This is a genomic window from Niallia sp. FSL W8-0951, assembly GCF_038006525.1.
Taxonomy (GTDB): Bacteria; Bacillota; Bacilli; order Bacillales; family Cytobacillaceae; genus Niallia; species Niallia circulans.
Window position 1 is genome coordinate 297,400 of the sequence record NZ_JBBOVK010000002.1, and the last position, 18,954, is coordinate 316,353.

Annotated in this window: 20 protein-coding genes; 6 read left to right on the plus strand and 14 right to left on the minus strand. The window is 35.4% G+C overall.

Annotation, left to right across the window (positions count from 1 at the left end; genetic code table 11):
- Positions 1–111: 111 nt before the first annotated feature.
- On the minus strand, positions 112–1,155 hold the full coding sequence (locus tag NSS71_RS21370; RefSeq protein WP_095322554.1) for an aspartate-semialdehyde dehydrogenase: 1,044 nt from the start codon (positions 1,153–1,155) through the stop codon (positions 112–114).
- A gap of 125 nt (positions 1,156–1,280) precedes the next feature.
- Between NSS71_RS21370 and NSS71_RS21375 the strand changes: the two genes are divergently transcribed.
- On the plus strand, positions 1,281–2,189 hold the full coding sequence (locus tag NSS71_RS21375) for a LysR family transcriptional regulator (RefSeq protein ID WP_082810077.1): 909 nt from the start codon (positions 1,281–1,283) through the stop codon (positions 2,187–2,189).
- Between the two features lie 45 nt (positions 2,190–2,234).
- Entirely contained in the window at positions 2,235–2,450 is a 216-nt protein-coding gene (locus tag NSS71_RS21380; RefSeq protein ID WP_217989373.1) for a tyrosine-type recombinase/integrase, read from the plus strand.
- 138 nt (positions 2,451–2,588) lie between these two features.
- Here the strand turns inward: NSS71_RS21380 and rlmD are convergent, their stop codons facing one another.
- Positions 2,589–3,980, minus strand: coding sequence for a 23S rRNA (uracil(1939)-C(5))-methyltransferase RlmD (gene rlmD / locus NSS71_RS21385; RefSeq protein WP_095322555.1), 1,392 nt, complete (start codon positions 3,978–3,980; stop codon positions 2,589–2,591).
- 353 nt (positions 3,981–4,333) lie between these two features.
- On the opposite strand from rlmD, the gene NSS71_RS21390 reads away from it, so the two are divergent.
- The gene (locus NSS71_RS21390) at positions 4,334–4,918 is read left to right on the plus strand and encodes a TetR/AcrR family transcriptional regulator (protein ID WP_047941700.1); all 585 of its coding nucleotides are present in this window, start codon (positions 4,334–4,336) and stop codon (positions 4,916–4,918) included.
- A 56-nt stretch (positions 4,919–4,974) separates the two neighbouring features.
- A complete protein-coding gene (locus tag NSS71_RS21395; protein ID WP_095322556.1) occupies positions 4,975–6,162 on the plus strand; it encodes a YhgE/Pip domain-containing protein in 1,188 nt (395 codons plus the stop codon).
- A gap of 361 nt (positions 6,163–6,523) precedes the next feature.
- On the opposite strand, the gene NSS71_RS21400 is transcribed toward NSS71_RS21395, so the two are convergent.
- Entirely contained in the window at positions 6,524–6,982 is a 459-nt protein-coding gene (locus NSS71_RS21400) for an RrF2 family transcriptional regulator (protein WP_047941702.1), read from the minus strand.
- Between the two features lie 170 nt (positions 6,983–7,152).
- Between NSS71_RS21400 and hmpA the strand changes: the two genes are divergently transcribed.
- Positions 7,153–8,361 carry an NO-inducible flavohemoprotein gene (hmpA, locus tag NSS71_RS21405; RefSeq protein WP_047941703.1) on the plus strand — a complete coding sequence of 403 codons (1,209 nt, stop codon included), beginning with the start codon at positions 7,153–7,155 and terminating at the stop codon, positions 8,359–8,361.
- A gap of 44 nt (positions 8,362–8,405) precedes the next feature.
- Here hmpA and NSS71_RS21410 read toward each other — a convergent pair whose 3' ends face one another.
- From NSS71_RS21410 to NSS71_RS21455, 10 genes are all read right to left on the minus strand, one after another.
- A complete protein-coding gene (locus NSS71_RS21410; protein WP_047941704.1) occupies positions 8,406–9,278 on the minus strand; it encodes a YitT family protein in 873 nt (290 codons plus the stop codon).
- A 90-nt stretch (positions 9,279–9,368) separates the two neighbouring features.
- Entirely contained in the window at positions 9,369–10,235 is an 867-nt protein-coding gene (locus NSS71_RS21415) for a DNA-3-methyladenine glycosylase family protein (RefSeq protein WP_061799863.1), read from the minus strand.
- Positions 10,236–10,320: 85 nt separating this feature from the next.
- Entirely contained in the window at positions 10,321–11,142 is an 822-nt protein-coding gene (pdaA, locus tag NSS71_RS21420; RefSeq protein WP_047941822.1) for a delta-lactam-biosynthetic de-N-acetylase, read from the minus strand.
- Between the two features lie 94 nt (positions 11,143–11,236).
- Positions 11,237–12,775 carry a fumarate hydratase gene (locus NSS71_RS21425; protein ID WP_341152027.1) on the minus strand — a complete coding sequence of 513 codons (1,539 nt, stop codon included), beginning with the start codon at positions 12,773–12,775 and terminating at the stop codon, positions 11,237–11,239.
- 244 nt (positions 12,776–13,019) lie between these two features.
- Positions 13,020–13,532 (minus strand): thioredoxin domain-containing protein, encoded by a 513-nt coding sequence (locus NSS71_RS21430; protein ID WP_047941707.1) that lies wholly within the window; start codon positions 13,530–13,532, stop codon positions 13,020–13,022.
- Between the two features lie 12 nt (positions 13,533–13,544).
- Complete coding sequence (locus NSS71_RS21435; protein WP_144580241.1) at positions 13,545–14,540, minus strand: aliphatic sulfonate ABC transporter substrate-binding protein; 996 nt, start codon at positions 14,538–14,540, stop codon at positions 13,545–13,547.
- A 2-nt stretch (positions 14,541–14,542) separates the two neighbouring features.
- On the minus strand, positions 14,543–15,238 hold the full coding sequence (locus tag NSS71_RS21440; RefSeq protein WP_047941709.1) for an ABC transporter ATP-binding protein: 696 nt from the start codon (positions 15,236–15,238) through the stop codon (positions 14,543–14,545).
- Positions 15,239–15,257: 19 nt separating this feature from the next.
- Entirely contained in the window at positions 15,258–16,037 is a 780-nt protein-coding gene (locus NSS71_RS21445; protein ID WP_047941710.1) for an ABC transporter permease subunit, read from the minus strand.
- A gap of 198 nt (positions 16,038–16,235) precedes the next feature.
- A complete protein-coding gene (locus NSS71_RS21450; RefSeq protein ID WP_047941711.1) occupies positions 16,236–16,421 on the minus strand; it encodes an SE1561 family protein in 186 nt (61 codons plus the stop codon).
- Between the two features lie 151 nt (positions 16,422–16,572).
- Positions 16,573–17,178 (minus strand): TetR/AcrR family transcriptional regulator, encoded by a 606-nt coding sequence (locus tag NSS71_RS21455; RefSeq protein ID WP_061799877.1) that lies wholly within the window; start codon positions 17,176–17,178, stop codon positions 16,573–16,575.
- 233 nt (positions 17,179–17,411) lie between these two features.
- Between NSS71_RS21455 and NSS71_RS21460 the strand changes: the two genes are divergently transcribed.
- A complete protein-coding gene (locus tag NSS71_RS21460) occupies positions 17,412–18,197 on the plus strand; it encodes a tyrosine-protein phosphatase (RefSeq protein WP_047941823.1) in 786 nt (261 codons plus the stop codon).
- Positions 18,198–18,349: 152 nt separating this feature from the next.
- Here the strand turns inward: NSS71_RS21460 and NSS71_RS21465 are convergent, their stop codons facing one another.
- Positions 18,350–18,838 (minus strand): YtxH domain-containing protein, encoded by a 489-nt coding sequence (locus NSS71_RS21465; protein ID WP_047941713.1) that lies wholly within the window; start codon positions 18,836–18,838, stop codon positions 18,350–18,352.
- Between the last annotated feature and the right edge of the window lie 116 nt (positions 18,839–18,954).

Here is an 18,954-nt window from a genome sequence, read left to right on the forward strand (position 1 = left end):
ATCGAGTCTTTATGAGGATTTTTCCCAATTCAATCTTTTATTTAAACTATACAATTAAAGAGATTCTGATGCTGCTATTGTTTATATTGTTCCATTTCAAGTAGGCTGAGATCAAATGATATCTTTTTCGACCATTGTCAATACAATCTGGACTGAATTCCAAGCAGCCCCTTTTAATAAATTATCTGATACAATCCATAGGTGGAAACCATATGGATTGTCAGGATCTTTTCGAACCCTTCCAACAAACGTTTCTGTTTTTCCGGCTGCATAAATAGGCATTGGATATAGTTGACTACTTGGAGAATCCTGCAAAATAACGCCTGGTGCCGAAGATAACACATTTCTTATTTCATCAACAGTTGCTACTCGTTCCAATTCAATATAAACAGATTCAGAGTGCCCACTTACAACTGGCACTCTGACACAAGTGGCAGCCATTTTTAGGTTAGAATCTTCAAATATCTTCTTGGTTTCTTGAATTATCTTTACCTCTTCAAAGGTGTAATCATTTTCAGTAAATACATCTACTTGCGGTATTACATTAAAAGCAATTGGATAATGTTTTTTATCTTTTTTTGCAGGCATTATAGAAGCGGTAACCTCTTCGCCCGCAAGTAATTTCATTGATTGATCTTTTAACTCATTGATTGCATGTATTCCAGTTCCTGATACAGCTTGATATGTTGAGACAATAATTCTCTCTAAACCAAATAATCTTCTAATCGGCTGAAGTGCTGTTACCATTTGTAAAGCAGAACAATTTGGTACTGCAATAATACCCTTGTGTTTAATAAGAGTATGTGCATTCACTTCTGGAACAACAAGTGGAACTTCAGTTGACATACGATATTCGCTAGTATTATCAATCACAACTGCGCCACTATCGACCGCGGATCTTACCAATTGTCTTGAAACTTCTCCGCCTGCACTAAAAAATGCAATATCAACATCCTTAAAGCTTGTTTCCTTCGCTTCCTTAATTATGATTTCTCGACCTTTAAAAGAAATTTTCTTACCAGCAGATCGCTTCGATGAAAGAAGAGTGACTTCATTTATATCAAATTGAGTTATATTCTCCAGCAAGTTAATAATTTTCTGGCCAACTGCACCAGTAGCACCTACAACAGCGATATGATAGCTCTTTTTCCTCATATTATTTCTCCTCCGATAATCAATTTTAGAAGTGGAATAGATTTTTTTCTTTATTCCTACTCTTACTATAATGGAAGAGTTATTATTTGATAAATTGAAATATATGATATAATCATTCATAAATTATGATACTAAAAAGAGGTTTAACTATGGAAATGAGACATGTTAAGACTTTCTGTGCTGTCGTTAAATATGGTGGATTCTCAAAAGCAGCGCGCGAATTAGACTATGCACAATCCACTGTAACAACGCATATTAAGGCTTTGGAGAACGACTTACAATCTCCCCTTTTCGATCGGTTAGGAAAAAAAATACTTTTAACAAAAGCTGGGCATTATTTTCATCCTTATGCGTTAGAGTTACTTGCGATTTATGAAAAAGCACAAGAAATCCCACAAGACAGCAATCATCCTGAAGGTACGCTTACTATTACTGCGAATGAATCTCTAGCTGTCTACCGTTTACCAAATATCCTAAAAAAATATAAACAAATAAATCCTAAAGTGAATATTATACTTGACACGGGAACAAATGAACAAGCAATTAAGAAGCTGAGAGATGGAGAAACAGATATAATTTTTTTGATTGGACAATCAATGGAATACGATGAGTTCATTACGACTACTTTGTTTGATGAGACCTTAGGTTGGGTTTTACCGGCTGACTTAGCTTTATGTGATAATCCATTAAAGATATTAAAGGATTATCAATTTATCTATACAGAGAGAAATTGTGGGTACAGAACCATGGTGGATAACTACATACGTATGAGTGGACAGATGCCTGACAAAACATTTGAAAGTTCAAGTATTGAAGTTATTAAACAATCAGTTTTGTGCGGGTTGGGCCTTGCTATTCTCCCTTATATTGTTGTGAAAGAAAATTGTAACAATAACGAATTAATCTTTAAGCCAATTGAATCATCACAACTTATTAAAAGTAATGTGATTTATCATAAATCCAGGTGGATATCTCCAGTGCTACAGTCTTTTCTTAGTATATTAAAAAAGAAGAGCAATATACTGTATGATTAAATCCTAGAACTGGATGACATAGAAAAATCATAAAAAGTAATGAAAATGGCCCTTCGCAAAAGTTACGAGGACCATAATTTAATTTTCTCAACACAAACCGGAAAACCAATTTTCCCTCGAGCATTAACAACAGAGTTTAATAAAGCAATGAAAACTGCCAATGTTCAAAAAATCCGTTTTCATGATTTGAAGCATATTCATGCTACCATGTGCCTAGAAGCAGGTATGTCTTTAAAGTTCGTCTTGGCCATAGCAGTATAAAAACAACTGGCGATGTTTATGCTCATGTCACCGAATCAATGAAAGAAAAATCAGTCGATCTCTTTGAAAAATTCATCTCTAAATAATTTTATTTGCAGGTATGTGGTCAATGTATACATACCTTGCATGAAAAGCTTGTTATATCAACGATAATTGAGCTACACATTCGACGTGTGCCGTATGGGGAAACATATCCACCGGCTGTAAATACTCCACCTTATAATCTTTAGACATATAATCAATATCTTTTGCTAAGGTAGAGGGATTACATGACACGTAGACAAACTTTTTCGGCTTTACTTTTTTGATTGCGTCTAATAGCTTACGATCACAGCCTGTTCTCGGCGGGTCAACGACAACTACATCTGGGCGCCAGCCTTCTTCTACCCATTTTGGCAGCCAGTGTTCTGCTGTGCCTGTTACATAGGTTGCGTTTTCGATACCGTGTCTATCTGCATTTTTTTGTGCATCTGTAATCGCAGCTTCGATTGTATCCATGCCGCGGACTTCACTTGCGCCATCTGCTAGCCATAAGCCAATAGTTCCGACACCACAATAAGCATCCGCTATTTTTTCTTGTCCTGTTAACGCTGCTGCTTTTTTTACTTCATCGTACAGCTTTACTGTTTGAACAGGGTTCAATTGGAAAAAGGCACGGGCTGACAATTCGAAGTTTAAATCACCTAGTGTTTCTTGAATGACTTCTTCCCCACTTAAATGGATGGTTTTTTCGCCAAAAATAAGAGACGTTTTGTTACCATTGATGTTTTGCACTAAAGATTTTACTTCTGGTAATCTTTTTTGAATTTCAGCCATTACTAATTTTTTTCTTGGCATTTCTTTTTGTGTCGTGATCAGTACCACTTGCACTTCTCCAGATTCAAAGCCAGCACGTGTTACAATTGTGCGGACGATCCCTTTTTGTTTCCGTTCATCATAGATTGGCACTTGGAATTCTTCTAAGATTTTGCGAACTTCTTCTGATACTTTATTCGTTAATGGATGCTGTACCATACAATTCTGAATGGGGATTAAGCGATGGGAATCAAGTCCATATAGCCCTGCAATCACCGCACCATTTTTTTGCTGTCCCACTTGAAATTGACTTTTATTACGATAGTTCCATGGATCTTCCATGCCGATTGTTGGCCGAATATCCAATTTATCGATTTTTAGCTTTGTATGTCTTTCTAATGATTGAATAACAATATCTCTTTTTTCCTGCAACTGCTGATCATAGGCTAAATGCTGAAGCTGACATCCTCCACATTGTTCATAAAAAGGACATGGTGCCTGTACACGAAAAGGCGAAGACTTTCTTATCTTTTTTACCTTTCCTTCTGAAAACTTGGGCTGAACCTTTGTTGCTTCTACTACCACTTCTTCTCCGGGAAGAGCACCTGGCACAAAGACAACCTGCCTTTTAAAATAGCCGACTCCTTCTCCATTTATCCCTAAACGTTTTATTGTCAATGGGAAGGTTTGTCCTACCTTCAGCTTCGCTATCGTATTTTGCTGTTTATCTTTCATCTATAATTACTCCTATTATCTTCTATTAAAAAGGTACTACTATCTTTCCTCATTCTGTCTTCTTCCTATACTAAAGCTTCTTTGGAGAAATATCCAGTTTCTCTTATTCCCAGAAGCTGAAAAAGATTTCCAGCTGATAAAAACTATATTCCCTCAGGTAAATAGCTTAATGACAAGTGAAGCAGCAATTGCTAAAATTATTGTACTAGTTACTTTTTTAATGAAATCTCCTGGGGCAGCTATAAAATTATTACTGTCAAACATCCCTTAAGGTATTGACATGTAGTAAATTCTAAGATATTCTAAGCAATGCAAGTAATCACTTGCATTCATTCTTGAAAGTTGGATGGGATATGAAAAAAATAAATAGTACATCAGAACGAATCATTCAAGCGTTTATTGAGCTATTTCGTGATTACGGGTATAAAGGAACAACGACCCGCGCCATTGCTGAAAAAGCAGGTGTGAATGAAGTAACAATTTTCCGCCATTTTGGAAATAAAAAGGGGATTATGGAAGCAGCTATTCAATCAGTATCCTATCACCCTATGTTAGAAAAAGTTATTAATGAACAAATGGTTTGGGATCTTGAACAAGATTTGTGGGTGATCGCAGAGGGCTACCATACGTATATGGAAAAAATCAAAGATTTAGTTATGATTGGTTTGAGCGAGGCACAATTGTTTCCAGAACTTAATGAAACGATTGTTAACATTCCAAAGCAATTAAAAGATATGATGGTATTATACTTTAATGAGATGAATAAAAGAGGGAAGCTAGTAGATACAGATATTGATTTTCAAGCGATGAATTTTATCTGGCTGAATTTCGGCTACTTTCTTTCAAAATCTCGCTTTGGTGACAGTGTCATTTCAAGTTCCAAAAAGGATTTTATAAAACACAGTGTTTATCTTTTTGCTAGGGGATTAACACCCTAGCAATTTTTTTACTATAAATGCAAGCATGTACTTGCTTTAAAAAAAGGGGAATTTAAATGAAAACATTAAAACAATTTTTTAAACATCCTGAAACTATTATTGGTATTTCCACTGCAGTTGCATTCCTATTAATTTTCTTCTGTGTATGGATGACAGCATATGATGGCGTTAATAATCGAATCGACAAGCTGAAAATTGGCTTAGTTAATGAGGACCAACAAATAGGTTCCATGATTGAAAAAGAAGTGGTGAAAAATGTACCATTTGAAGTAAAAATGTACCAATCGATTGCTTCCGCAAAAAAAGATATGAATCAATCAAAACTAGATATGGTGATGCAAATCCCTGCGATCTTTTCTAGTCGACTGCAAGAAAATGAGATACCGGAAATTAACTATTTCATTAACCAAGCAAACGCTACTTTGGCAAAACAAATAATGGATGGAGCAGCAAAGAATATTACTCAATCCATTAATGAAAATGTTTATAATTATAAACAACAACTTATTCTGTCAAACTTACAGGAACAATTAGGAAAAAACGTACCCTCGAATGAGCTCGCTCAAGAATTTTCAAAGGGTATTTCTCAAGCCTTAGAATCTTTAAACATCCAATCTGTTCAAACAACTGTTGAAAAGACGAATAATGTTGATGGATTTGCTCCTACTATGGTGCCGCTAATGATGGTACTTGCTTCATATGTAGGCTCTATGATTATGAGCCTTAATATGAATATTGTTTCATCAAAAATAAAAAGCAATTATAATAAATGGTCGATATTCTTAGTAAGACAAATCATTAATATAGGTGCATCTATTCTTTTATCTAGCATCACATTATTATTGTTTGCTATATTTAATATTGAATTACACACATCCATAATAGAGTCAGGAATATTCCAAATTTTTGTCTATTTCTCTTTCTTAAGCTTGACACAGATGTTTGTTATTTTATTTGGACCAGGGGGCATGTTATTTAACATCCTTGCCCTTTCATTGCAGCTTGTTACTTCAGGAGTAATTATTCCAAAAACGATGTTATCTAGCTTCTATCAAACGATTGGTTCCTATTTACCGGCAACATATGCTTCAAATGGTTATTATTCATTGATTTTTGGAGGAAAGAGTTTAACAACTGAAATGATGGCTCTGCTAATCGTATCAGCTGTAACCCTTTTTGTAGCATTGTTTAGAATTGCTTTACTTAAAAAAAGCATTTCTACAAATAGTGCAATGAGTCAATAAGACTGTTCCACAAACGAAGTATTTAAAATAACCTTCTCATTAAAAAAGGACCATAAAATATACCCATTTTCACACCAAAACTTGTTTTTTACTATCTACACTAAGTTAATACAAAAAATACTTTGGCTACGTGTGATTCTTTTGAATTTCAAGAAGTTAACATTGGGAATGAGACTGCTTTGCTTTTTGCAGGAATGTTAGTTGGCTGCTCTGACCAAAAAGATGACCAAACGGAAGATACCGAAACAGAAACACCAGCAGAGAACGAAAAAGAAGAATAAAAAAGTGAATATAGAAACAACAAAAAGGCTGATTAACATGTTCAGCCTTTTTTCTTATATACATTTTCTAAAAAAGCAGATTATTCCTCTTCTGAACTTGCTTTGTTTTTCAGAGCAAAATAATCTTTTAACATCACCTGATTTTCTGCTATATCTGCTAGTGTATACTGGTCTAATACTTTAAAAAACTGTTCCAATGCATTATTTAAAACATGCTTTAATGAACATACTGGCGTGATGACACAGGCATTATTATCATCAAAACATTCTACCAAATAGAAGTTTTCCTCTGTTTGGCGGATAACTGCTCCAATGTTAATATCTGCTGGATCCATTGCTAAGCGAAAACCACCGCTTCTTCCTCTGATTGTTTCTATATAGCCTAATTTCCCGAGATTGAAAATAATCTTCATTAAATGGTTTTTCGATATATTATAAACTTCCGATATTTCTTTGATATTTGTTAGTTTTGGCTGTTCTTGTGTTGCCAAATAGATTAATACTCTTAGAGAGTAGTCAGAATAATTGGTTAACCGCATAACTCTATCTCCTTTTGTTATTTTTACGGTTCTGATAGTGAAATTGTGAACATTTTGTTAAACATGTTAAAAACAGTGAAAAAGATGCATTTTAAATATTGCTTTTATCGAGACAGAATCCTATCATTAAAGATGTATTTTAAATATTACTTTAAAAGAAGGTTATAAAAATGCTATCACAAAAAACTATTGACATCATTAAATCTACTGTACCAGTATTACAAGTCCATGGTACACAAATAACTACTGTTTTCTACAAAAATATGTTTGCTGCCCACCCTGAACTGCTGAATATTTTCAATCATGCTAATCAAGCACGAGGACGCCAGCAAACCGCTCTTGCTAATACCGTATTAGCAGCAGCACAAAATATTGATCAGCTTGAGACTATTATACCAGTTGTAAAACAAATCGCCCACAAACACCGCAGTTTAATGGTGAAAGCCGAGCACTATCCAATCGTCGGGGAATTTCTTTTAAAAGCGATTAAAGAAGTCCTAGGAGATGCTGCAACAGATGAAATTATCCAAGCATGGGCTGATGCTTATGGTGTAATTGCACAAGTATTTATTGATATCGAAAAAGAAATGTATGAAGAAAGTGCTTCTCAAAATGGCGGTTGGTCTGACTATAAAGAATTTAAAGTGATAAAGAAAGTAAATGAAAGTGATGTTATTACGTCCTTTTATTTAGCTCCAGCTGACGGAAGTTCGTTACCAGCCTATGAAGCAGGTCAATACATTACCATCCGCTTATCCATTCCTGGGGAAAAATTCTTATTTAACCGTCAGTACAGCCTATCATGTGCCAGCAATAAAGAATATTTCCGTATTTCCGTTAAAAAGGAAGCGTCAGTAGAAAATCCGGATGGCAAAGTTTCTAATTATCTTCATAGCGATATTAATGTTGATGATCTAGTAGAAGTTACCGTTCCAGCTGGTGACTTTACCCTTTTAAAAGAAGAAAACCCAATTGTTTTTATCAGTGGAGGTGTTGGTATCACCCCATTTATGAGCATGGTAGGAAGTATTGCAACAGAGCAGCCCAATCGCGAGGTACACTTTATTCATTCTGCAAGAAGTGGTTCCATCCAAGCATTCAAAGAGGAATTAATCCAACTGAAAGAAAAAATTACGAATCTCACTCTTTCTTATATATACGAAAATCCTTCCGAAGAAGATAAGCTAAACCCATTCTTCCAAAAAGCTGGCTATATTGATGCAGACTGGCTAAAAGAGAATGCCATTACGACAGATGGACATTACTATGTCTGCGGCCCAGTTCCATTTTTACAAGCAGTGATAACAGGATTGAAGAAAAATGGGATTGATGATAGTCATATTCATTATGAATTCTTTGGTCCTTCTATGAAGTTATAAGAAAGAAAAAAGCCATTTGTCCGCTGACAACTGGCTTTTTTCTATTAATGGATATCCCGTTTCTTAAAGTTACCGCCTTTTACTTCTGATACATCATAAATAGCGACAAATGCTGTCGGATCTAATTCATGGATAATCTCTTTCATTTTTCTTTCTTCCATCCGGCTGACTACACATGTAATTTCTTTAAATGGCTCATTTGAGTATCCGCCTTCTGCAAGTGTATAAGTTGCACTGCGACCTAGGCGGTCACGAATGGTTTCAACCATTACTTCTGGTTCATCTGTAATAATTTTAAACGTTTTGGATCCACTTAAACCTTCTTCTACAATGTGGATTACTTTAGAGGCAATGAAGTATGCAATCGCAGATAAAATAGCTCCTTGAAGACCAAATACCGTAGATACGAAAATAAATACAAACAAGTTTAAAAATAAGATTAAATCACTTGTTCCAAATGGTAATTTTCTTGAAAGCAATACAGCTAACATATCAATTCCATCTAATGCTCCACCATTACGCAAGGCTAAACCCATTCCAAAACCGATAATAATCCCGCCAACAACTGTTATTAGAAGCGTATCTCCTTCAATGATGGTCGGGACATGGTGCATTAAGCTTGTACTAATAGCTAAAGAAAGTATACCGATAACCGAATATATAGCAAAACTTTTTCCTATCTGTTTATATCCTAAAAATATAAAGGGAATATTTAGTATTCCAATCAAAATTCCAAGGGGGAATCCCATTAACTGAGAACCAACGATACTTAAACCAGTAACCCCTCCATCAGATACTGCATTAGGAATAAGCACTGCTTCCAGCCCATATCCAGTGATAATTCCTCCAATAATAACTAATAATGCTCTTGAAGCCATAATAAGCTTCTTTGGTTTTTTCTGTGTCTTTTTCTCCATTTACTTTCCTCGTTTCAAACTATTTAAATAATCAACTTATTTATATTTTACCATAGTTAATTGTTAACAACTAAAGATAAGGCTAAAGAGCTACTCAATACTTCTCCATAGGTATAGGGATGCATAGCTTAAATACGGATGCCATTCCGGGAGCAAAGCCTCCATTTCTTCTTTTGTCGGCTTTTGATCCAATTGTAAAAGCTTTTTCAGCGCATTTTGAATCCCTATATCTGCAATGGGAAAAAGATTATTCCTTCCTAATCCAAATAATAATAGATTCTGAATAGTCCATTGGCCTATTCCTCGATAGCGGATTAATTCTTTCATAATTTCGTCATCAGACTTTTTTTCTAAACTTGCGATATCTAAATTACCTTTTATTATTTCATTGGAAAGATCGATAATATACTCAGCTTTTCTTGTACTAAATTGCAGTTCACGCAATTCTTGGACAGTAAGCTTTGCTACTGTTTCTGGTGCTGGGTAAAACCAGACACCATCTTTTTGAAAACCATATGTAGTCACAAAACGCTGGGTTAAGGTGAAGGCAAACTTTAGGTTTAGCTGTTGATGGATTATACACTTTACTAAACTGTTGTAAGGATGAAAATCTAATACAATCGGTGTTCCATAATGCTCCTCAAAGAGCGGCTTTAATTTGGTTGATTGAAAATGTTCATGAATGGCGAGCAATGATTCATCCCACCGGAAAATTCTGCGGATTTCTTTATAAATGAGGTCATGCAATGAGGAATCTATTTCCTCCCACTCTAAGCGAAATGTTGGTTTTTCCGTTATTCCAGTTGCTTGTATCTTCACCACGATTGGTTTGTTATCGATACGAAGTGGTACTTTTACCCATCTTGCTTCTTTATCTAGTACATGTAGTGGATCTAAGGCTAATCTGCTTAAGACGAGATCAAAATTATAAGGTCCTTCAATTTTAACGGTATGCAAAGTGATCACCTGTTTTTTTCTTGTATTATAGCATGAAAAAGCCCAATAAAGAGAAGGAATTCTCTCATTGGGCATACTACAATTCTTATTGCATGATTCCTTCATCCATTTCTTTCTTCAATGTTAAATCGTCTAAGCTTTTAAAGGTATAGCCTCTTTGTTTCAAATCTTTAATTGCTTGTTCTAATGCTTCTGCGTTATCTTTTGAAACAGTATGAAGTAATAAAATACAGCCCGGATGAACTTGTTTCATTATATTGTCATAGCTATACTTCCAACCCTTTTGCTGGTCTGTCTTCCAATCTACAAAGGCTAATGACCAGAACACTTGTGTATATCCTAACTCTTGAGCAAGCTTTAATGTTCTCTCACTAAAAACACCACGCGGGGGACGTAAGTAACTCATTCCCTTTTTCCCTGTTAGTGCTTCTGTTTCTTTCAGAACGGAATCAAGCTCCTGCTTTAATTTTTCATCACTAACTTGTGTAAAATCTGGATGATGGTAGGAATGGTTTCCAATAATATGACCTTCCGCAGCCATTCTTTTAACAAGATCTGGAGCACTTTTTAAATAATGACCAGTAATGAAAAACGTTGCAGGTACCTTTTCTTTTTTGAGAACATCAAGAATTTTTCCTGTATATCCATTTTCATAGCCATTATCAAAGGTTAGATAAAGTACCTTATCTTCACTGGTATCTTTATAATAAGCACCATACTTTTCCAGTAAAGTATCTAACTCTTGCCCTGCTTCTGCCGGTTGTTCATTTGCTCCCTTTTTAAATCCCCAGCTTAGCGGTTTATTGGATACACTCGCTCCTACAGGAAGGGCAAATAAACAAAAAGCAGAAAAGCAAATAAACGTTTTGATTGCTAATTTCAATGTAATTCCTCCTTTGCCGTTCATTCCTTTTGTTATTTTCTGTACACTGGAGGAATTCATTCTTGGTAATAACAAGCAAAGAAAAAAACGGCTAAGCTTTTAGCCGTTCTCACCACATTTATTTGTATACACGATCTTTAAATTGCGCTAATTTTTCTAAAGAAGACATTTCAATATCTTGATGAAGAGAATTACCATGAGCATCCATTGTCACCACGGCTTTAAATCCCTCTACCTTTAAATGCCACATCGCTTCAGGAATTCCAAACTGCATAAGGTCTACACCTTCTACCGATTTAATGCAATCAGCGTAATATTGGGCCGCTCCGCCAATGGCATTTAAGTAGACACCGCCATGCTCTTCCAATGCTTTTAATGTTTTAGCACCCATACCACCTTTTCCAATCACTGCGCGGATACCAAATTTTTTCATGATATCCCCTTGGTAAGGCTCTTCTCGAATACTTGTTGTTGGTCCAGCAGCCTTCACATGCCAATTTCCATCTTCATCTTTGAGCATAACTGGTCCACAATGATAAATAATTTGTCCATTTAAATCAATAGGAGCATCATTTGTACTTAAATATTTATGGATTGCATCTCGCCCTGTGTACATCATTCCATTAATTTGGACAACATCTCCGACTTTTAATTGACGGATTTCCTCTTCACTAATTGGTGCTTGAAGGATAATGACTTCCTCTGCTGCCGCTACTTCATTTTCTTCCGTATCTGCTTTGAAATCGATTTTATCTCCTTCTTGATATTGCCACTCCTTAATTTCCCCTGTATTAGGATTTACGGAGATAGCCAAACGGCGGAATGCCCAGCAATTGTAAGCAACGGATACAAAGAAGCTTGCGGGAATACGGTTCATTACGCCAATTTTACAGCCTAACAGTGTTGTTTCCCCGCCGAATCCCATTGTACCAATTCCTAGTTTATTCGCATTCTCCATGATGTACGCTTCTAGCGCCGCTAATTCTGGAATATCATTTGTATCATCGACAGAGCGGAATAGCTGCTCTTTCGCTAAATCATATCCTGCAGAACGGTCTCCACCGATACCGACTCCAATGAAACCAGCACTACAGCCTTGCCCTTGTGCTTGATATACAGAATGAAGAATACATTTACGAATTCCGTCTAAATCACGACCAGCACGGCCAAGACCTTCTAATTCACATGGAAGGCTGTATTGGATATTTTTATTTTCGCAGCCTCCGCCTTTTAAAATTAAACGAATATCGATATAATCCTTTTCCCACTGTTCAAACTTTATGACAGGTGTCCCTGCCCCTAAATTATTCCCGCTATTTTCCCCTGTAAGTGAATCAACGGAGTTTGGTCTGAGCTTCCCATTTTTCGTTGCAAGCTCCATCGCTTCATAAATAGCTGCTTTTATATCCAGCTGATTGACAGCAATAGGTGTTTTAATTTTAAATGTTGGCAGCCCTGTATCTTGGCAAATAGGTGAGACTTCCTTATCTGCCATCCCAATATTTTGCGTAATGGTCGCTAAACTCATCGCCGAACGAGTCCCAGCATTTTCTGATGCAGTAGCTTTTGCAATTGCACGGCGCACATCTTTTGGAAGATTGGTCGATGTTTCTACAATTAAATCGTAAATACTCTTCTTCAGATTTTCAAAATACATGCTTCTCCCCCTCATTTGAAAAGCGCAAGGCATACCTTGCACATTTTTTGTTACATACAAATACTCCCTATAAAAAATTATACTCTTCTCTTCGGCGATAGAGAAGTGATTTGCAATCGTTTACAGAAAATTACTATAAATTTTGGTTTTCTTTATAGAAAAGAAGAGATATCCTTCATCTGGAGGATATCTCTTCTTAACAATCATCATTTCTAAACCTCAGCCACTTTAAAGACGCCTTGTATTAAGATAATGCATTTTCTACTTCATCTATTAATTGCTGTGCATCGATTTCGACTGGGAATTGAAATTCTTTATCATTAATAAAGACAGTTGGTACCATCTTCACTTGGCGCTCGATGGCCTCTGCTGTAATTTTCAAACTAATATCAATTGTTGCCGGCTCTTCTTGTAAGCCATATGTTTCTGTTAACATCTGCTTAATAAAATCACTATCCTTCTCACTCCATTGGCTTTGCTTCGCAAATAAATCCTTCATGATTTCATAGATGCGCTCTGGCTCATTATAATCAAAAAATAAGTTTGCCAATGTGCCATATAATAGCATTTCACGTGGTTTATCATAATGCTTAATCACATATTGTACTTTCCCATTCTCTATATATGGTTTTAAACTTTGATCAGCTGCAGCAAAGAAAGTAGCACAGTAGGGGCATGCTAAATTTAAAAACACCTCTACTTTTACTGGAGCATCTTTGCTTCCGTAACTTAAAAATGCATTTTTAATTGTGGACATGATCTTTCCTCCTTATTTTATGTTAGTGGGAATAATAGAATCATCCATTGTTACCGCGTCTTTAATACTAATGTCCTTTTTTAGTAGCTCAGCTGCATAAAAAGTATCTGCAAGCTTTTGTTGACTGTTAATAATATCTTCATTTATTTTTTCAACACCAAAGGTTCTTCTTTCATTTGCCTTTTGTAATGGTGCCTCCTCTAATCCAAGCTCAGAAGCTAAGATTTTAGCGACTTCGTCTTTATTTTCATTTGCCCATTGATCTGCCTTTTGTAATTCTTCTAAAATTATTTTTGTAACTTCAGGTTTTTCCTTTAATAATTTTTCTGTTGCAAAATAGAATGTCCGATTTTCTGTCAGGTCTTTGCCATTGATTACTGTTCGAGTATTAACCTTATTTTCGACAATTGCTAAATAAGGATCCCAAGTACCATATACATCAAACTCACCTTTAGTAAATGCAGCTAATCCTTCCGCAGCGTCTTTATAGAATTTTATTGTTACATCATCTAATGCAATGCCTGCTTTTTCCAATGCAACTAGCAATAAATAGTGCTGATTCCCACCTTGGGTAACCCCAATGGTTTTTCCTTTTAAATCTTCGACTGTTTGGATAGATGAGTCCTCTTTGACTATAAGAGCTACACCTTCTGGATAAGGAGATTCTGAGGCTACATAATGTAACGGATGCCCACCAGCTTGCATAAATACGGCATTCCCATCAGAGGCATGTCCGAAATCAATATTATCTGTATTTAAAGCCTCTAATAACACAGTTCCTGTTGGAAACACCTTCCACTCTACTTGGTAGCCAGCATCACTTAAGGCTTTATCTAAATTCCCATGCTCCTTTAGAATATTTAAGGTATTCCCTTTTTGATAGCCAATAGTAATGACTTCTTTATCCTTATCCACCGATGAATTAGAATCCGTTGAAGCCTTATCTCCACATGCAGCTAAAACAATAGCTGTGAATGCTGCAACAATAAATAGTGAAAATTTCTTCATCTTTATCCCCCTAAAATCTGATTAAGTATTTTTGTTTCATAATAAGTAAATTTATCATTGCGTTCACGAGGTCTTGGCAACTCAATAATTTCATCTAATTGAATGATCCCTTTATCGATAACAATAACCCGATCTGCTAACCTGACTGCTTCTGTTACATCATGGGTTACTAGAAGAGAAGTAAATCTTCTCTGCTGCCATATTTCCTCTATTAAATTTTGCATTTCCAATCGTGTGAGAGCATCAAGTGCTCCAAGTGGTTCATCAAATAGAAGAATATCAGGATTACTCGCTAAAGCACGGGCAAGGGCAATTCTCTGCTTTTGACCACCTGATAATTGATCTGGCCAATCCTTTTTCTTTTCCATTAATCCCACCCGTTCCAGTGAGTTTATCGCGTCATTTTCTTTATCTGCACCTAGTTCAATATTTTGTATAATATTTTTCCAAGGAAGCAGGCGATCATCTTGAAACATAATGCGAATCTTAGGTTCTCGCTCCCCTTCACCAGAAAAAAGTAAACTCCCTTTTGAAGGCTGTTCTAACTTTGCAATAACGCGAAGCAATGTACTTTTACCACATCCACTACGCCCAACAATTGCCGTAAAGCTTTCCTGTTCAAGTGATAGATTAATGTTGCTTAGTACTTCATTTGTACCGAAACTTTTGGCTACCTCTTTTAATTCTATTTTGAACATATCATCACCTCATTCCATCTTAATCTCGTCGATAAGCGGGATTCCATTTTAAAAATCTTTGTTCGAGCAGTTTTGCGAGAAAATCGGATAATTTACCTAAGATGGCATACAAAACAATTGTTAATACAACAATATCCATTTGCATAAATTCTCGACCATTTGTTGCCAAAAAACCGATTCCAGCATCTGCACCAATCGTTTCCGCAACAATTAAGGAAGTCCACATGACTCCAAGAGCATATCGCACTCCGACTAAAATAGATGGCAAGGCACCTGGTAAGATAATATTTCTAAAAAGCATCCATTTATTTAAACCATAAACAGATCCCATTTCTACTAATTTCCGATCAACATTCTTAATTCCATTAAATGTGTTGATATAGATTGGGAACATAACCCCTATTCCCACTAAGAAAATCTTGGCACTCTCTCCAATCCCAAACCAAAGTATAACAAGGGGAATTAAGGCTAAGTGTGGAATTGTTCGTATCATTTGAATAGATGTATCAATGACTCTTTCAAAAAATAAAATGGTTCCATTAAATAAACCTAAAATAAATCCTAATATTCCCCCAATGACGAAACCGATAAATGCCCGCTGTGTGCTTATCCACACATGTTCTTGTAAATCACCTGTCCCCCATAAGCTAATTCCTGCTTTTATGACCTCTACTGGTGTTGGCAAAATAGAAGAAGTAATGATCTGAAACTGTCCTAAAATTTGCCACAGTACAATAAGGAAAATAGGAAGGATCCATGGTACATATGGATTGTCATACCACCTTTTGCTTTTTTTCATTTTTTCACCTTCCATACAATGTAAAATTAATCGTAACGTTCTTTATTATAGTAATTCCAATCGGATTTGTAAACATTAAAATTTTTAATTATCAGTAAAATCAGCCTATAAAAAAACACCCATCTGCTGAGTGTTTTTAAACAATCTATTTTTTATTGATGGGAAGCTTTATCCCCTCGAAAAAGTTTAAGAAGTGGTTTATAAATCTCTATGTTTAAACTCATTACATTTTGATTCAATTTCATCTATCATTTCAATTAAGCGATCAATATCCTCTAGTTCAGCTTCTTCTGGATCAATGGCATCTAGCACATCCATAAACATGTTTAATCTTGTCTTTAGAAAAGTAACTTGCTCATTTTTATCTGTAATTGAACTACCCAATGTATTCTCTCCTTTCAAAACTACTTCTTAATCGTAACGAATTTTTCTTCTTTCGGCAACCTTCCTCTTTTTAGCTTGGCACAGGTATTATTTTTTTACACATTCATAGAGGAAAAAGAAAGAAACATCTAGTCAAGATGCTCCTTTCTGTTTATTTATTGACACTTTCCTTCCCTAACCCTGTAGCTATATAATCGATAATTCTATCCATCACTTGAGGAAAAAGCTCTGTTCCTATTTCATCTTTATGCAATCTTATCATCATAATCGCTTGGATAACTCCTACCGTTAATTCTGGATTCTCTTTAGGTAAGACTCCACGATCCATAAGAACTTTGATAGCATTGATTCCTCTTTGAGTATGTATCCGCGAGAATTCTTCCATCTGTTCCGGAAGTTTTCTTGTAAGTCTTTCATGTTCATCACTCTGAAACACACGTTGAAGAAAGGGATTTTCCTCCACAAATGTGAAGGATGTATGAAAAAATGAAGTAAGCAAGTCCTTCGGAGAAAGATCTTCACGAAATAACTCAGCAAGAACTGTCTCACGTACTTCTTCTTCATTTTTTAGAATTTCAAAATAAAGCTCCTCTTTAGATTGAAAGAATTTATAGAATGAGCCCTTAGCAATCCCGCATGCCTGTACAATATCATCAATAGTTGTTTTAGCCAGTCCATACTGTATAAAAATTTCTCTTCCTTTTTCCATAAGGGCATGATGGATATGCTCTTTTTCCTGTTTTGTAAATTTAGGCATGATAAATCTCCTTTTAATATTTTTATGACTTTTTATAGACATTTAGTCATATAATGTTTATACTTATCTTAATCTCTTTGTAAATAAAAGTAAATAAGTAATAGTATATTTTTGAACTTATATGACTATAAGACCTTTTTTGTTCACATAAAGAGATAACGATGGAGGGGAAATTCATTGTTAGATCTATTTCCTCTCCTTTCAATATTGAATATAAAGATGGAGAGATGAAAATGAAGACCTTAGAAAAAGCATTTGAATTTGAAAAATTATATAATTTTCGTGATATTGGCGGCATGACAACCAGTGACGGGCGCAAAATGAAAGCTGGTGTATTATTTCGTTCAGAAGAGTTATCTAAGTTATCCAACAAAGATTTGGAAACCTTCGATAAATTGAATATAAAAGCCATTTGTGATTTAAGAACACCTAATGAGCAAAAATCAAAAGTAAGTCGTATCCCGACTGGAAAAAGAATTCAATTATTAAATGTATCCATCCATGATAAAAGCCGAGAATTTACCCGTCTTGAATTCTTTAAATTTTTAGTTAGCAAGTCAAATACCATTGATTTTGAAAAGATCATGAAAGAAATGTATGAACATATGGCATTTGGCTGTCATAAGGAAATTCGCGAAATTCTTATCTTTCTTTCAAACCAGCAAAATATTCCTGCCCTGATTCATTGCACAGGAGGAAAAGACCGAACTGGCTTTGTCTCAGCAATTATTCAATTACTTGTGGGTGTCCCATATGAAGCGGTTATAAACGAATATCTAGTATCAAATCAGTTAATAGCTGCTCGTATGAAGAAAGTCGAAACTTTTATTAGATGGATGAGTTTGTTTCAAGTATCGCCAGAACGATTAAAACCCATGTTAGAAGTTCAGCGTGATTATTTAGAAGACGTATATAGAAAAATCATCGAAGAGTACGGAAACATAGAAACTTATCTTCTGGTGGCTTGTAATATTCCTCAAAGCAATTTAGACAAGCTCAAACAATTATTAATTGAATAGAAAGTTATGAGTTATGATCTTAAATATAGAAGTTTTACATGTGAAGATGGATTTAGAGAAAATTACTTTCTACCCAGCAAGTTTATTAAAAAAAGACAACCGCTACATAAAAAGAGCATCTTCTAAGACTTAAGATGCTCCTTTTCTCTACATTATTGTAGGGCTGTCCCCTTTTCCTTTACTTCCATCTCTTCTCTAACAGCAGGAAGCTGGGTTCCTTCTTTCATTTCTGACGATTCAATAATTTGATCTTTCGTAGTAGCTATCTTATTCGTAATTTGGTTATATTGTCTCTTTGTTTGAAAGTAGAGTTGTCTGAAATCCTCCGTAATTTCTTTTAAGTCCTTGGAACGCTCACGCACAGTGGATTGAATTTGCTTGTACAATCTCTGAGTATCATTCGTAATAGCTTTCATGGCATCAGAAGAACGATGGAATCTTTCCTTCCAATCCTTTTTAAATTCATCTGGGTTATCTTTATAACTCTGAACAATGCGAGTGCTTCCATCTTTTAAATTCTCGAATTTCTGCATCGTTCTTTTTCTTGTAGCTGGATCAATTAGAGAAACTGTGACACCAATGACACTTCCAATTACTAAGCCTGTTACAATTTTATTTCCTTGATTTGCTGCATTAGACATATCATTCATCTCCCTTCTTCTCGTTAAAGATTCTTTTCCCGCCTACGTAATATTTAAACAAAAACGTTTGACAGATAGGATTTTTCCTTTAATAATGACAAGGGGCCTTTTATCCC